Source organism: Candidatus Schekmanbacteria bacterium RIFCSPLOWO2_02_FULL_38_14, from assembly GCA_001790855.1.
Taxonomy (GTDB): domain Bacteria; phylum Schekmanbacteria; class GWA2-38-11; order GWA2-38-11; family GWA2-38-11; genus 2-02-FULL-38-14-A.
The window spans coordinates 52,972-68,655 of sequence record MGDH01000015.1; the positions used below are offsets into that span (position 1 = coordinate 52,972).

At 39.2% G+C, this 15,684-nt stretch carries 17 protein-coding genes; 7 read left to right on the forward strand and 10 right to left on the reverse strand.

What is annotated here, in order from left to right; all coding sequences use genetic code 11:
* Window positions 1-10: 10 nt before the first annotated feature.
* The 3 genes from A3H37_02040 to A3H37_02050 form a co-directional block, all read right to left on the reverse strand.
* Window positions 11-394 carry a hypothetical protein gene (locus A3H37_02040; protein OGL50606.1) on the reverse strand — a complete coding sequence of 128 codons (384 nt, stop codon included), beginning with the start codon at window positions 392-394 and terminating at the stop codon, window positions 11-13.
* 189 nt (window positions 395-583) lie between these two features.
* Window positions 584-2,740 (reverse strand): GTP pyrophosphokinase, encoded by a 2,157-nt coding sequence (locus tag A3H37_02045; GenBank protein OGL50607.1) that lies wholly within the window; start codon window positions 2,738-2,740, stop codon window positions 584-586.
* A gap of 51 nt (window positions 2,741-2,791) precedes the next feature.
* A complete protein-coding gene (locus tag A3H37_02050) occupies window positions 2,792-3,034 on the reverse strand; it encodes a hypothetical protein (GenBank protein OGL50608.1) in 243 nt (80 codons plus the stop codon).
* A 276-nt stretch (window positions 3,035-3,310) separates the two neighbouring features.
* On the opposite strand from A3H37_02050, the gene A3H37_02055 reads away from it, so the two are divergent.
* Together A3H37_02055 and A3H37_02060 are read left to right on the forward strand one after the other, a co-directional pair.
* On the forward strand, window positions 3,311-3,703 hold the full coding sequence (locus A3H37_02055) for an RNA polymerase-binding protein DksA (protein ID OGL50640.1): 393 nt from the start codon (window positions 3,311-3,313) through the stop codon (window positions 3,701-3,703).
* Between the two features lie 140 nt (window positions 3,704-3,843).
* Entirely contained in the window at window positions 3,844-4,116 is a 273-nt protein-coding gene (locus A3H37_02060; protein ID OGL50609.1) for a hypothetical protein, read from the forward strand.
* 8 nt (window positions 4,117-4,124) lie between these two features.
* Here the strand turns inward: A3H37_02060 and A3H37_02065 are convergent, their stop codons facing one another.
* Both A3H37_02065 and A3H37_02070 read right to left on the reverse strand, forming a co-directional pair.
* A complete protein-coding gene (locus tag A3H37_02065) occupies window positions 4,125-4,892 on the reverse strand; it encodes a hypothetical protein (protein ID OGL50610.1) in 768 nt (255 codons plus the stop codon).
* The gene (locus A3H37_02070; protein ID OGL50611.1) at window positions 4,889-5,083 is read right to left on the reverse strand and encodes a hypothetical protein; all 195 of its coding nucleotides are present in this window, start codon (window positions 5,081-5,083) and stop codon (window positions 4,889-4,891) included. The genes A3H37_02065 and A3H37_02070 overlap by 4 nt, the downstream gene beginning before the upstream one ends.
* Window positions 5,084-5,210: 127 nt before the next feature.
* Between A3H37_02070 and A3H37_02075 the strand changes: the two genes are divergently transcribed.
* The 3 genes from A3H37_02075 to A3H37_02085 all read left to right on the forward strand — a co-directional run bounded on the left by A3H37_02075 (window position 5,211) and on the right by A3H37_02085 (window position 8,338).
* Window positions 5,211-6,188, forward strand: a complete 978-nt coding sequence (locus tag A3H37_02075; protein ID OGL50612.1) for a family 2 glycosyl transferase — start codon at window positions 5,211-5,213, stop codon at window positions 6,186-6,188.
* 74 nt (window positions 6,189-6,262) lie between these two features.
* Window positions 6,263-7,549: a serine protease gene (locus A3H37_02080; GenBank protein OGL50613.1), complete on the forward strand. Its 1,287-nt coding sequence runs from the start codon at window positions 6,263-6,265 to the stop codon at window positions 7,547-7,549.
* 36 nt (window positions 7,550-7,585) lie between these two features.
* A complete protein-coding gene (locus tag A3H37_02085) occupies window positions 7,586-8,338 on the forward strand; it encodes a hypothetical protein (protein OGL50614.1) in 753 nt (250 codons plus the stop codon).
* Between the two features lie 148 nt (window positions 8,339-8,486).
* Here the strand turns inward: A3H37_02085 and A3H37_02090 are convergent, their stop codons facing one another.
* The 3 genes from A3H37_02090 to A3H37_02100 form a co-directional block, all read right to left on the reverse strand.
* Complete coding sequence (locus tag A3H37_02090) at window positions 8,487-9,236, reverse strand: NAD-dependent deacylase (protein ID OGL50615.1); 750 nt, start codon at window positions 9,234-9,236, stop codon at window positions 8,487-8,489.
* Window positions 9,237-9,285: 49 nt separating this feature from the next.
* The gene (locus A3H37_02095) at window positions 9,286-10,122 is read right to left on the reverse strand and encodes a hypothetical protein (GenBank protein OGL50616.1); all 837 of its coding nucleotides are present in this window, start codon (window positions 10,120-10,122) and stop codon (window positions 9,286-9,288) included.
* A 178-nt stretch (window positions 10,123-10,300) separates the two neighbouring features.
* Entirely contained in the window at window positions 10,301-12,676 is a 2,376-nt protein-coding gene (locus A3H37_02100) for a DNA internalization-related competence protein ComEC/Rec2 (protein ID OGL50617.1), read from the reverse strand.
* 258 nt (window positions 12,677-12,934) lie between these two features.
* Between A3H37_02100 and A3H37_02105 the strand changes: the two genes are divergently transcribed.
* Window positions 12,935-13,783 carry a hypothetical protein gene (locus tag A3H37_02105; GenBank protein ID OGL50618.1) on the forward strand — a complete coding sequence of 283 codons (849 nt, stop codon included), beginning with the start codon at window positions 12,935-12,937 and terminating at the stop codon, window positions 13,781-13,783.
* An 18-nt stretch (window positions 13,784-13,801) separates the two neighbouring features.
* Here A3H37_02105 and A3H37_02110 read toward each other — a convergent pair whose 3' ends face one another.
* Together A3H37_02110 and A3H37_02115 are read right to left on the reverse strand one after the other, a co-directional pair.
* Window positions 13,802-14,461: a hypothetical protein gene (locus A3H37_02110; protein OGL50619.1), complete on the reverse strand. Its 660-nt coding sequence runs from the start codon at window positions 14,459-14,461 to the stop codon at window positions 13,802-13,804.
* A 225-nt stretch (window positions 14,462-14,686) separates the two neighbouring features.
* Window positions 14,687-15,085, reverse strand: coding sequence for a hypothetical protein (locus tag A3H37_02115; GenBank protein ID OGL50620.1), 399 nt, complete (start codon window positions 15,083-15,085; stop codon window positions 14,687-14,689).
* Between the two features lie 210 nt (window positions 15,086-15,295).
* On the opposite strand from A3H37_02115, the gene A3H37_02120 reads away from it, so the two are divergent.
* On the forward strand, window positions 15,296-15,616 hold the full coding sequence (locus tag A3H37_02120) for a hypothetical protein (GenBank protein OGL50621.1): 321 nt from the start codon (window positions 15,296-15,298) through the stop codon (window positions 15,614-15,616).
* The last annotated feature ends 68 nt before the right edge of the window (window positions 15,617-15,684 follow it).

Below are 15,684 nucleotides of genomic sequence, written 5' to 3' on the forward strand. Positions count from 1 at the left end.
TCCTAAATTTTCAATCCTTATACGCAATTGCATCTATCTCAATCCCGACATCCTTTGGAAGCCTTGACACCTCAACTGTTGCCCTTGCAGGAGGATTTATCTGGAAATACCTTGCAAAGACCTCATTGAATTTTGCAAACTCCTTAATCTCCTTCAGATACACGGTTGTTTTAATAACATCATTCAGGTCCATTCCTGAGAAAATGAGAATATTCTTTATATTCTCCATAACCCTTTCAGTCTGCTTCTCTATTCCGCCCTGAACTATCTCTCCGCTTTTTGGGTCTATTGGAATCTGGCCAGAAGTAAAAAGCCATGGACCTACCTTTACAGCCTGCGAATAGGGACCTATTGCCTTTGGCGCAGTATCAGTCTGGATAATATCTTTTTTCACCTTTGCCTCCTTTATGAATAAGCTCTCAGCAATCAGCTTTCAGCCCTCAGTTATTGAACGAACTACCCCACACTGCACGCTGGCTGACCGAGAATGTCATTGCGAGCAGGTCCCTTGCTCGTCATTGCGAAGGGCTTTAGCCCTGACAAAAAGGGAATTCTTTGTCAACCTGCAAGCTACAGAAAATTATCACCCTCCAACTCTTTCAACAAGCGTTATCTCTTTCAGTCCCTTTAAATCTTTAATCGTCTTGTTAAGCTGTTTGACATTGCCAACCTCGAGAACAAAATCCATAGTAGCCTTTTTATCCTCATTCGTGTTGATTTGCGCTGAAGTAATGTTTATGTTGTTTGAGGCTATGACTGAGGTGACTTTTGCAAGAATTCCCTTCTTGTCTGTTGAAACCACAATAATCCTTACAGGTCTTTTTGTCTCTTTTGCAAGGTCCCACTCAACATCTATTCTCCTCTGAGGGTCTATGTCTATCTTGCTAATAAAAGGGCAACTGCGAGTGTGAACGGTTACTCCCCTTCCCCTTGTGATAAAACCCCTTATCTCATCACCAGGAACAGGGTTGCAACATTTTGCAAACCGTATAAGTATATTATCAAGGTCTTTAATTTTTATCCCTTCTTCTTTCCTGCCCATCACTCTTTTCAGAGCGCTTCTTATGCGGGATTCTTTTTTTGCCTCCTGCTGCTGCAAAGTCTCTTTTGGCAGGAATTTGCTTGCAATCTGAAATGGCGCAAGCCTTCCGTAGCCGATGGCAGTAAATAACTGGTCTGCTTTATGGAACCCGAGGTTTTCATAAACCCTCACAAATTCCTGTGAACAGAAAAGTTTTGTTGGATTGAGATTATATCTCTTGAACTCCCTTTCGCAGATTTCAGTCCCAAGCTTCAGGCTTTCATTCGCCTCCTCGTCCTTGATGAACTGCTTTATCTTGCTTTTTGCCCGCGGAGTAACAACAAATTTGAGCCAGTCCTTGCTCGGGTGTTTTACCTGTGAAGTGATTATGTCAACTGTATCACCGCTTTTTAAAATCTCCCTCAGCGGAACCATCTTTCCGTTAACCCTCGTCCCAACGCATCTGTGACCAACATCAGTATGGATGCTGTATGCAAAATCAACCGGGGTTGCCCCTTTTGGAAGGCTCTTTACATCTCCCTTTGGAGTGAAGATATATACCTCCTGAGGGAAGAGGTCCATCTTAATCCCTTCCATAAATTCCCTTGGGTCTTTCATATCACCCTGCCAGTCAATAAGCTGCCTTAACCAGTTAAACCTCTCGCTCTGAATATTATCTATCTCTCCTTTCTCCTTGTATACCCAGTGTGCAGCAATACCCTCCTCGGCAATCTTGTTCATTTCGCTGGTTCGTATCTGAATCTCTATCCTCTGCCCACTGGGACCAATGACAGTAGTATGAAGGGACTGGTACATATTTGCCTTTGGCATTGCAATGTAATCCTTGAATCTTCCCGGAACAGGAGTCCATATGGAATGAATAATGCCCAGTGTTGCATAGCAGTCGCTCACAGATTTTGTTACTATTCTGAAACCAAGCAGGTCATAGACTTCATCAAAGGAAATATTTTGCTTAATCATTTTCTGGTAAATACTGTTGAAATGTTTTGGCCTTCCTGCAACATCAATATCAAGGTTTGCCTGTTTAAGATGAGAAAGGATTATTCCCCTCACCTCTTCAATATATTTTTCTCTCTCATTCCTTTTCTTTGAAATTTTTTTTGCAAGCTCATAATAGACCTGAGAGTTTAGAAACCTGAGAGCCAGGTCTTCAAGCTCCCATTTCATCCACCCTATTCCAAGTCTGTTGGCAAGCGGCGCATAGATGTCAGCAGTCTCTTTTGCTATTATTCTCTGTTTTTCATGAGGCAGGTGCTCGAGGGTTCTCATATTATGAACCCTGTCTGCAAGCTTAATAAGAAGAACCCTTATGTCCTTTGACATTGCAAGAATCATCTTCCTGAAGTTTTCAGACTGCTGTTCTTCTGAAGAAGTGAACTCAATCCTTCCTATTTTTGTAACACCGTCAACAAGCGCCGCAATCTCCTCTCCAAACATTTCAGTGAGCTGGCTTAGGGTTGCTTCAGTGTTCTCAATGGTGTCGTGAAGTATCCCTGCGGCAATTGTGGGAATATCAAGTCTGAGGTCAGCAAGTATGTTTGCTACTTCAAGGGGGTGGAAAAAATAAGGCTCTCCTGACATCCTCTGCTGGTCTCTGTGGACCTTGGCTGAAAAGATGTAAGCCTTCCTTATTAAAAAACCGTCTTTGCCCTTTATGTAGGAATTTATTTTGTCAATCAGTTCTTCACACCTTATCATACCCTATCTCCACCAAATCCACATTCAACTTCCCGAGAAGCTGCAAAAGCTTTAATTCCTCTCCGCGTTCTGCCTCAAAAAAACAATATGTGTTGCATCTGCAGGCATCTGACCAAAGGTCGGGTCAATATCAATCCACTCTCCGAGAAACGCCTCGCACCAGACGTGATACAAAAACCCTCCGAAATATTCTGAATATACTATTCCGCCAACAACCCTGCAGGGAATTCCTGATGCCCTCAGGAGCGCTGCAGCATTATTTATACTATATATATTAAAAATTAAGATTTTCAATAAAAACCTTAAGAAAATCAGTATTTGATTTTTTTATCTTGACACAGAAAAGCCTCTAAGTTATAAAAAATAAGAATAAAATATAAGCATGTCATCAAACTATTGCTAATAGTGACAGCGCTATATGGAGTGGCGCTGTATTTATTTTATGGTAGTAAAAATATGCCAAAAACAAAAAAACGGAAAAAGGCGAAGCCGGTAAAAGCAGCAAAACATGGCAAAGCAGCAAAACATGGCAAAGCAGCAAAACATGGCAAAGCAGCAAAAGCAGCAAAACTGGTAAAGCCCGAAAAAGAAAAAAAAGAAGTAGCGGGCAAATACGAGCCTATAAGAAAAATCTTAGAGGAACAGAGGGCTACCCTCATCAGAGAAGCAATGGCAGCAATAAATAGCACTATGAATCCTGAGCTGGAGACATACTCTGACCCCGGTGACCAGGCATCAGCAGAATCTGACCGCAACTTCTTCATAAGGCTTAAAGAAAGAGAACAGAAGCTGATAAAAAAGATGGAGCTTGCGTTGGAACAGATAAAGAACGGAACCTTTGGCATATGCGAGGTCTGCGGCAAAGAAATAGGTATTAAAAGACTCAAGGCAAGGCCTGTTGCCACTCTATGTATTGAGTGCAAGACAGATGCTGAAAAGGAAGAAAAAGCAAGAAACCTTTAGACTGATTTATTAGTCCTTTCACAGTCTTTTAATCTCCGACATAAACCCGTTAAATGCCACAAAAAAACCATTTTGATATTTTTCTAAAAATCCATCAAAACATATTCCCGTCAGAGGTATCTCAGACAAGGAGGTATTTTATGAATATAGAGGCTTTAAAGGCTATTGAATTAGGAATACCTTTATGGCAGATGGCTTTCTGCGTTGCCTTGATTTCATTATTTATGTTGTTTGGTAAGGATAAACATTGTATTTCTGTTTCTCTTGTTTTTTTCCTGTACTGGGGGTTTTTCCATAACCGCATAAAGCTGCATGAACTTTTTGGCAGTTCGCCATTCTTTATGACATCTTACATAGTCTGTGCAATAATTCTTTTTTTCCTCATCCTTATTTCATTTTTCATCAAAGAATGAAGAGTTAGTCAGAGCTTTCCAACCTTCCTGATGTCTATCAGTTCTTCTTTTGGAGGGAATTTCACTATCTCGCCCATTTTCTTTTCAGTTTTTCTGATTTCAAATTTTCTCTGAACCTTCAGCGTAATCACACCATCAAAACCATTGTTGCCTGCAATAAATTCTTTAACGCTTTCAAGCTCATTCTGGCTAAATATCTTTTCTGAGATTTTTACCAGCTCGTTCATAGTATTTTTATTCAGCTTCCCAATTCCTGTCAAAGGATCATCAGTCTCATATATTTCTGCATAATCCTCAAACGTGGTTAAGTTAAAACCGGAAACCATTTTCCCGTAAGCTGAAACAAAAGCATCTATTTTTTCTTTATGCATTTTCTTAAATTCAAATTCCATCTGTTTTCTGAGCTCTTTTTCCTGAATTTCAGCCTTCTCGTTTTTAAGTTCTATTCTTCCGTGTATGAGTTGGTAGGTGCAGGAAGCATTAACGCTCTCTCTCCATCTCCGGACGACAAAGCCCTCTCTCCCGTTTGTTGCCTCCATATAGCTTTCTTTCACCGGGTTCATATGCGGTCTGTTGCAAACCATTGAATCCCTGTTAACAATCAACTCTTCAATGCTGTGTTTTGCGTGCCTGATTATTAAATGAGTCCTGTCATTGGAATAAATTTCAACAAAGTCTTCTTCCTCTTTGCTGAATTCATATTCAGGGTAGGTATCATAAGGGGTGAAACATATTACCAAATCACACTCAATGCATCTGAAAAATCTCTCTGTCATTGTTTATTATTCTTTTGAGCAAAAGGAAGGATTTTCTGTGCCTCAATCTTTTCTGCATGCTTTTCAAGAAATTCCCTGAATGCAAGCAGGCAGACATTGCTGAATGACCTTAATTCTCGGTCAGCATAATGCCTTATTTTCTCAATCAACTCCATATCCTTTTCACTTATATAAATAGTTACAGGTGGCATATCAATCCCCTTATATTGTTACATAATATATGAGAATATATTATATGATGTCAACAAAAATCTTCTTAAACCCCCGTCACAAATTCATTTGACTTCACCTTATATCTATTAGTAAAATTCAAAAATTATGGCTAACAGAATTTCTGATAACATCCCTGATGTCTCCCTTTATCTTTCTGTTGTTATACCTGTTTTCAATGAAGAAGAGAGTCTCCCTCATCTTGCTGACAGGCTGCACAAATCTCTTCAGGAACTCAATAAGAAATATGAGGTGATACTTGTTGATGACGGTTCCACAGACAGCAGTGAAACAGTATTGCGGGAGATATGCAGGAATTTCCCATACTTTAAAGCCATACGCTTTCGCAGAAACTTCGGACAGACTGCTGCCATTGCCGCAGGACTTGACCACGCAAAAGGAGAAATCATAATTACCCTTGATGCAGACCTGCAGAATGACCCTGAAGATATACCAAACCTTCTATCCAGACTTAATGAGGGTTATGACGTGGTCAGCGGTTGGAGGAAAAACAGAAAGGATACTTTCCTTACTCGCAAGTTGCCGTCTTTTATAGCCAACTGGTTAATCGGCTATGCAACAGGAACAAAACTCCATGATTATGGATGTACCCTGAAAGCATATAAGACTGAAGTCATAAAGGATGTCTCCTTGTACGGAGAACTCCACAGATTCATACCTGCCCTTGCAAGCCTTGAAGGTGCAATAGTGACAGAAATGCCTGTTAATCATCACGAAAGAAAATTCGGGAAAAGCAAATATAATCTTTCAAGGACACTTAATGTTATACTTGACCTCTTTACAGTCTCCTTTTTAAGAAGATATCAGACCCGCCCAATACAGATTTTTGGGAAAATAGGAGCAATATCCTTTCTGCTGGGATTTGCCATATCCGCATATCTCTCCTTCGAAAAGATTTTTTTTGGAGCCTCTCTTGCTAACAGGCCTCTTCTCATACTGGGAGTATTATTGATTTTAGCAGGAATACAGCTTTTAAGCCTTGGCCTTATAGCAGAAATGCAAATCAGGACCTATTTTGAATCCCAGAAAAAGCCAATATACAGGATAAGGGAAATTATAGAATAGAAGCAGGTGAAGATTCTGCTTGCCAATTTTCTGAAATTCACGCATAATTTTTTCAGACAAAGGAGTGTTGGCAGATGAAAAAAACAATAATCCTGATTATAGTCTTCCTGCTTCTTCTGACCTTCTCGGTTCTTGAAGCAGACCAGCCTCAGATAGATGTCATAACTGTTGACGGGGTCATAAACCCTGTAACAGCAGACTTCATCACCGCTTCCATAGAAAGGGCTACAGGCGACAAGGCGGAGTGCCTGATAATACGGCTTGATACTCCGGGCGGTCTGGTGGACTCAACAAGATTAATTATCAAAGGAATTATGGCTTCAAAAATTCCTATTGTGGTATTTGTTTCTCCAAGCGGTGCAAGGGCAGCCTCCGCGGGAGTATTCATAACCCTTGGAAGCCATGTTGCTGTAATGGCGCCAAGCACAAATATCGGAGCAGCCCATCCTGTAACCATCGATGGAGGAGGAGACAAAGACTCTGTAATGGGAGAAAAAATCGAGAACGACCTTGCTGCTTACATAAGAACAATAGCAAACAAAACAGGGAGAAACGCTGAATGGGCTGAAAAAGCTGTAAGGGAGAGCGTGTCAATCACAGAACAAAAAGCCCTTGAAGAAAAAATAATAGACTTTATTGCAAAGGACATGGATGACCTCATTGCAAAGCTTGACAAAAGAAAAATTATAACTGCTGCCGGAGAAAAGGTGATTAAGGCAAAAAACGCAAGGGTTAACCATATTGAGATGACCACGCCTCAGAAATTTTTCAAGGTCATAACCGACCCGAACATTGCCTATCTGCTGATGATGATAGGAATGGCTGGAATATTTTTTGAACTTAAAAGCCCGGGGCTGATTTTTCCGGGAATTGTTGGTGTCATAAGCCTGATTCTTGCTTTTTATGCCCTGCAGACTCTCCCGATAAACTATGCCGGATTGTTTCTTATCCTTTTTGCAGTACTGCTCTTCATTACAGAATTGTATGTGCCAAGTTACGGATTGCTCACAACAGGCGGAATTATTTCCCTTGTTCTTGGCTCAATGATGCTAATTGATACACCTTACCCGTTTTTAAAAGTCTCTTTAAATGTAATTCTCCCTGCCGCGCTTTCAATTGCTGCAATATTCTTCTTTCTTGTAGGAGCAATCGTAAGAGCGCATTCCAAAAAAACAACAACAGGAAAGGAAGGACTTATTGGGACAACCGGGTCCGCAGAAACTGATATAAAAAAAACAGGCACGGTTATGGTCCATGGAGAACTATGGAATGCTGTCAGCGATGAAGAGATAAACGAGAAGGAGAAGGTTAAAATAACTGGCATAAATGGTCTCTTGCTTAAAGTGGAAAAGTTGAAATAATTGTATTTTTTTTAAACTTTTAATGGAGGATTTTTTATGAACGGAATAGTAATTTTTATTTCAATAGTCCTTCTCTACATCCTTATGTCAATCAAAATACTGAATGAATATGAAAGAGGTGTCGTCTTCAGGCTTGGAAGAATTATCGGCGCAAAGGGACCCGGTGTCATTCTGGTCTTTCCTGTAATAGACTCTATGATGAGGATTGACCTCAGGGTTGTAACCACTGATGTCCCGCCTCAGGATGTAATTACAAGGGATAATGTAACTGTTAAAGTCAATGCCGTGATTTACTTCAGGGTCATTGACCCCAACAAAGCAGTTATAGAAGTAGAAAATTATCTCTATGCTACTTCCCAGCTTGCACAGACAACGCTGAGGAGCGTTTTAGGACAGTCAGAACTGGATGAACTCCTCGCCCACAGAGATAAAATAAACCAGCAGCTTCAGGCTATTCTGGACAAGCAGACAGAGCCATGGGGAATAAAGGTAACTGCAGTTGAAGTCAAGAATGTAGATTTGCCTCAGGAAATGCAGAGAGCAATTGCCAAACAGGCTGAGGCAGAAAGGGAAAGACGGGCAAAAATAATAGCCGCCGAAGGAGAATTTCAGGCAGCTGCAAAGCTTGTGGATGCTGCAAAAATGATTCAGGAACACCCCGCAGCGCTTCAACTGCGATATCTGCAGACCCTTGTTGAGGTTTCCACAGCATCCAATAATTCAACAACAATATTCCCAATACCAATTGACCTTTTCAGACCGTTTATTGAGGGAATAAAAAAGGTATAATGGGGTTTTTTGAGTATTTGGTTGCGTTAAATCCGAAACTCAAAATCCTAAATTCCCTGCCTGTCCGCAGACAGGTAAACAATATCAAATGGCAAAAATCCAAAATTGAAAACATTTTGAACATTTGAATTTAGGATTTGTTTGGGATTTAGATATTAGAATTTAGGATTTTATTTAACTTCTCCACAAGCTCTGGCAGGATTTCTCCAGCCCTGCCCATTACAGAGTAATCAACAAGGTCGGATATCGGAGTAGGATCCCTGTTTATTTCAACAACGCAGGCGCTGTTCTCCTTTGCAATCATTGCAAAGGAAGCAGCAGGCTGGACAAGAGCAGAGGTTCCAACTGAAAAAAAGAGCTCACATTTCTCTATTGCCTCATAGGATATTTTTATGTCTTCTGAATCAAGAGACTCACCAAACCATACTATGTGAGGCCTGAGCATTTTTCCGCATTCACACATTGGCGGAATATCTTTCAGTGGAACTTCAATGTTTTCCGAAACCCTTTCTTCCCCTGTACATCTCACTCTCCAGATATTTCCGTGTATTTCCCTCAGGTTTTTGCTTCCGGCTTTTACGTGCAGTCCGTCAACATTCTGCGTTATTAGTAAAAAATCAGGATAAACAGTCTCAAGCTTGGCAATTGCATAATGCCCTGGATTTGGCAGGCATTTGGAAATTATCTGCCTTCTCCAGTCATACCATTCCCATACAAGCCTTGGATCTCTTGCAAAAGCGTATGGTGTTGCAAGCTCTTCAGCCATGTATTTTCTCCATAGCCCGTCTTCGCCCCTGAATGTTGGAACCCCGCTCTCAGCAGAAATGCCTGCCCCTGTCAGAACAACAACCGATTTTGCTCTCCTGCATCTTTCAATCAACTCTCTTGAAAATTCCATCCCCTTTCCTTTCAAACAATTTCAAATTTTCAATTTTCAATTTAAAATTCTATTCCTCCTTCTCAATCTCCATCTTTCCATTCACTATCTTCAGATATCCCATTCTCGCCCTGATATCGTGTTCAAAAATCAAAAGCCATTTCTTTGCCAAAGCCTGATTCAATATCTTTTTTTTCATTTCAATTGACTCTTCAGGGAAAAGGTCATATCCCATTCCCCACGTTATTGGAAGATGAGAAATGGTCGGAACTAAATCTGCGAGATAAAAAGCCTTTCCCCCTTCGCTTTCAATGAGTACTGACTGATGATGCCTGTTGTGTCCCGGGGTTTTCATAACCCTTATCCCCTCTTCAACCGTCTCATCATCATACAAAAATTCTACCCTCTTATGCTCCATTAACGGCAAAAAATTTTCCCTGAGATAACTCCCCCTTGTCCTCTCACCGGCATTTAGCGCATCATCCCATTCCCCCCTTTGTATAAAATATTTTGCCTTTGGAAATGCGGGTATAATTTTTCCGCCTTCCGAAATCACAGTATTTCCACCAGCATGGTCAAAGTGAAGATGGGTGTTAATCACAATATCAATGTCTGATGGTGAAATGTTTAATTCTGAAAGGGATTTTGCCAGATTTTTATCTTTGTTTATCCCGTAAATCTCATAATGCTTTTTATCCCATTTATCCCCTATCCCTGTATCAACAAGAATATTTCTGTTTCCTGTTCTGATTAAAAGCGGATTCAAACCGCAGGTTATGCGGTTTTTCTCATCAGGAGTTTCTTTTTTCTCCCATAAAACCTTTGGCACAATGCCGAACATTGCACCGCCATCAAGCTTAAAAGTTCCGTCAGACAGAGAAAAGATTTCAAATTTACCAAACTTCATATGTGTGACCATTCCTTAAAACGGGTTCAAGGGGTCTAGGGGTTAAGGATTCAGGATAACTTAAAGTTCAAAGTTTGAAGTTTTGAACTGTAGTTTTTAGCTTTGCATTTTAAGTTTTTAATTTTTTACACTTGCTCCTACCCTCTTGAACCCTCGACCCCTTGAATCCTTGAACCCTTTACATCACTGTCTCCACCCACACCCTAAATCCGTCCGTTCTTAATGTTACTGCTCCGTTTATATCTGTTCTGTATATTTTTGCACCTGATTTTTTGTAATCTTCCAGTGTTTGCTCTGAAGGATGGCCAAAAGGGTTGTTGGCTCCAACAGAAATCACAGCTATTTCTGGTGAAACTTTTTTTATTAATTCAGAATTTCCAGAAACCTTCCCTCCGTGATGGGGTACTTTGATAACAGTACTTTTAATATCTGCATCCCTTAGTATTATATCCTCTATTGCCTCTTTTTCAATATCTCCTGAAAAAAGAATCTTGACCTTTTTGTATATGACCTGAAAGACAAGCGACTGGTTATTCATATTCTTCCAAAACCCGTTTTTTCTGTCACATAGTTTTTCAGAAGGATTTAAAAAACGGATTGATATGTCTTTGCCAATTTTAAACTCTTCTCCGCTCATAATCCTTTTTTGAGGAATATTTCCTTTCTGAATTTTTTCCTTGATTAAAGAATAATTTAAACTGCGGTTATCTGTTGCGCATCCTTCCCGGAAATTTTTTACTTTAAAATTATCAAGCACTGCCTTAATCCCGTTCATATGGTCCGGATGCGGATGGGTAAGAATGAGATAGTCTATGGTTTTAATCCTGCTGAAGAAAAGATAGGGAGCAACAACCTGCCCTCCCACATCAAACCTGTCATCGCGAGTGCCTCCTCCGTCAACAAGCGCGGTTTTTCCGTCAGGAAATCTTATAAAGACAGAATCGCCTTCTCCAACATCCATAAAGGTTATTCTCATTTCATCAGAACCAAATGACGGAAAAATGTTTGTGAAGAAACTGCATGTCAGAATGACTGCAAGAAAAATCAAAACAGTCTGCGCCATTTTTCTCCCTTTTGAATAAACAATGAGGAATATCAAAATATAAAATAACGATATTTCAATAAAACCCGGAGTAAAAACCCTGATATAAGAGAATGGCAGCCTGCTGAAATATTCAACGACTTCAAGCATTGATGAAAGCATCAAATCCAGCGCCCTGACAACATAAAACAACGGCATTGAAGGAATACTTGCGCAAAATAAAAAGAAAATCCCTGTCCCGAAAATTAAACTCGCAATGGGAACAGCAACAAAATTCGCAAGAACCCCGGTAAGAGAGATGCTATTAAAATAAAAAGCTAAAACCGGAGTAACACCAATCTGTGCCGACAGGGATGCTGAAACAAGCCCTCTCATATACCTGAAGGGTATGAATTTCAGAACATTATTAAACTTTGGTGTGAGGTAGATTATAAAAAAAGTAGCAGCAAAGGTAAGGATGAATCCAACATCAAAAACTGCATTTGGTTCAATCACAAGGATTACAAAAGCAGCAATGCAGAGCGTGTTATAAATTTCATTTTCTCTCCTTATGATTACTGAAACAAAATAAACTGCTGTCATTATCATTGCCCTTTTAACAGAAGGCTGCATTCCTGCTAATACAGAATAAAACACAACAGCAATTATTGATGGAAATGATGCAATTGAGGGTTTAAAGCCAATTATTCTGAAAAGCATATAGAATATAAAGCCCACAAGCCCGATATTGAAGCCTGAAATGGCAAAAATATGGTATGTTCCTGAGCGCTTGAATGTCTTTTCTATTTCTTCAGTTAAGCTGCTTCTTTCTCCAAAAAGTGTTGCAACAAGCATTGAGGAATTGGGAGTAACAAAATTCCCATTGATTCTATCTATTAAAAATTTTCTCCAGTCATAAACCCACTCAAGGAAAGGATTTCCGGCGCCTTTGATTTTATCAGCTATGAAAAGGTCATTTTTTATTCTTGCAATAACAAGTATTCCTTTGGATTTTAAAAACTTCTGGTAATCAAATCCTCCCGGATTTTTGTACCCTCTTGGAACTACCAGCCTTGCATAGACCTTCAGCCTGTCTCCGTAATCTACATTGCCCCCGCCTTTGTATATATTTGCTTGAACCATGCCTGTAACAGCAAATATTTTATCTTTTTTCTCCAGTCTTTCTGCTTCAAGGATAAAGGAAGTCCTGTCCTTGTGTTCTTCCGGGATAGAAACAACTGTTCCGGAAAGTAAAGCATCTTCTCCAGAGGTAATCTTGTGAACTATATGATTTATTGGAATTAAATCGTTTGAAAGAAAACTATAAAAACAGCCAACAGCAAAAGCGAGAAGCATTAAAAATATTTTTACTGATTTTTTGTACTTTAAGCCAAGGATTCCTGAAAGAAAAATAACTGACAGGATACAGGTATATGAGAATAAATCATTGAACACTGGAAATATGCGGCTAAAAATAAGCCCGGATAGAAAAGGAAAAAATGTTATTGTTATTGGTCTTCTTAGTTTCTGCATAATTTTCTTAAGTCTATAATAGCAAAGCTTTGCTTTGCCTGCCTACCGCAGGCAGGCATCTACTTTTCACTATTCACTTCACTGATTCCGAATCCATCACTCCCAACGATTCCTGACCCATCACTTCCAACTTGTTCAGAAACAGCAATTTCACAGCCATCAGCCTTTTAAGTAGACTTTAACAGATTTTGATGATATAAGAAAACTAATTTTTAAATTTAATCTGTGTAATCAAATAATAATTTTCAGGAGAAACTAATGTTTAAAATTGCAGGCATTCAGGCTGCATGCAGTGAAGATAAAGACAAAAATTTAGAAAACACCATCAGTCTGATCCGTATGGCAGCAGAGCGTGGAGCAAAAATTGTCGGATTACAGGAACTATTCAACATCCAATGGTTTCCTTATGAGATAAATGAAAATAACTTTGCCCTTGCTGAAAAAGAAGACGGGAAAACAATCAAAACCCTGCAGGCTCTGGCAAAGGAAAAGGAGATTGTCCTCATATGCCCCTTTTTTGAGCAGGACATAAGCGGCGTATATTACAATACTGCTGTTGTAATCGACGCTGACGGAAGCATAGCAGGCAAATACCGCAAAAACCACATACCTGAACATCCTTACTGGGAAGAAAAATATTATTTCAAGCCCGGCAACCTCGGTTTTCCTGTATTTGCAACCAGATATGCAAAAATCGGGGTTCAGATATGCTGGGATGTTTTCTTTCCTGAAGTATCAAGAATTCTTGCAGTAAAAGGCGCTGAAGTCATTTTTTCTCCAACAGCATCTGACTCAGTTTCTGCAATACAGAAGTGGGAAAAAGTAATTTCCTCAAACGCCATTGCAAACAATGTTTTTATTTTCCGCGTAAACCGCGTCGGCAAGGAAAAGCACCAGCAGTTTTACGGCAAGAGTTTCTGCGTGAATCCTGAGGGAAATTTTATCTGTGGTCCCAGCAATGAAAAGAACAGCATATTAATTGCAGACATAGATTTAGACCAAATAACTGAAGCCAGGAGGCTTTGGACATTTATGAGAGATAGGAGAGAGGAAATATACGGGGAAGTTGCAGGGTTGTCCCTTAAAAAACCCCTAAAGAAAGGGTAAAAAGGGAATAATATTACATCACCTTTTAACAAAAAATTTATGAGATTCAAATAGCCTTCTAACATCATTAAAATCCATAAATTCATAATGAGAAATTTTATTTTCCACACAAAATTCTTTCAGAAATCCCTTAGCAAACACAATATCTGCGCAGGATGCAGGACAGCGGTCTGAGGGACCATCACCTATAAAGATAATCTTATAACCTTCATTCTTTCTTGCCTCAACCACCATTCTCTTGCAGAAGCCGCAGGGATTATCCTTTCTCGGGCAAAGCTTGTGGCTTTTTTTATCAAACTCGAGCACCCATTCATTGCCTTTAAAGTTAAGCCTGTTTGAATGAAAAGGTATTTCCCCAAGCCCTTCTCTTTCAAGAATCCTCCTGATATAATAATCAAGCCCGTCGCTGACTATTTCAACTCTGACATTATTTTTTTTGCAACCGAAAAAAAAGGCTTTGAAGCCTTCATCTATTTCAACTGTCTCAATAAACCTGTCAAACTTCTCTTTAGTAATATCTATGCTTTTAAGAAGTTTTTTATATGCTTCTTCTGTGCTTAGTCTTCCGTCAACCCACTGCCTGTCTGTTTCCTGCCAATTAAATTTAGCAAATTCATCCAGAAGCAGATAGCAGACATCCCGCTTTGTAACAGTTCCGTCAAAATCGGTTAAAACCATCAGCCTTCTATCTCTCAAATCGCACCTATAATGAGGGGTTAGAAACCCTGCCTATCGATAGGCAGGACATTCCTACCCACTGATTTTCTGTCAGTTTTGCACTGATAATGAGATTGCTTCGTCGTTTCACTCCTCGCAATGACGCTTTGTATTCTAATGTTATTCCGGAATCAATCTGCTAATTAACTCCTTACTTAATACTTACAACTTAATCCTTAATTCTTATCACCTCACTGCAATAAAATCCTTCATCTTCCCGTACCTTTTCTCCCCTATTCCCTTAACCTTCATTATCTCTTCTTTCCTTGCAAATATCCCATTAGTCATCCTGTAAGAAATTATTCTTTTTGCAAACGTTTCACCGATTCCAGGAAGTTTCTCCAATTCATCCTGAGAAGCTTCGTTTATATTAATTAATTTTAAAGGCTTGAAACCAGCTTCTCTGTTCTCTTCTATTTTGTTCTCTTCTATCTCATCTAAATAAATTACTTCTATTTTTGTCCTGTTTTCTTTTACGACATTATCATTAACTTTATTCGTTGCATAGAATCTGTAAAGACCTGTTCCAATCAAAATAAAAATAATTATTGCTGTTATTATCTGCTCTTTTTCTTCTCTGCTCATAATCGTTTTCAAGAGATTTATTTTTTAAATATAATTGCCAGTCTATTTAAAGTCAAAGCCTATAATTTAAGTTGCCAGAGATTTGCCCCTGCTGAATACTATTCACTGACGACGATTTTACTCAAAACACCAAACTTCATTTTCCCTTGACTCTGAGCTTAAAATCATTTATTTTTAGAGAAATTTCAAAAGAATCTTGGCTGAGGCATCTTGCCTCAGGCAGGCAGGATGCCTGACCTATTTATTTTAACACTGAAAACAAACATGGATGACAAATTAAGAAAAAGAGTTACTTCCTGTATTGAAACTGTTTTAGACATTCACGAAGTATTGGGTAATGAAGGTTTTGATGAAGAGGTCCTGAATGAAATCCAGTATGCAAGAGAAAGACTTGACGAAATCCACTTTTTAGGTGTTAACGAAGAACAGGTTAAAAAAATAGAAGAGGCAACCTCCAAACTATTAGACGTCTTAAATCAGCTTTCGAAAAACTACGGATTTAACCATTCGTTAATAAGAGTAATTCATTAGTAGTTGATAGCCACCTGATATTATATTTCAAAAAATGAATTTTTTGACAATCTCTTTTTAGTAAAAAA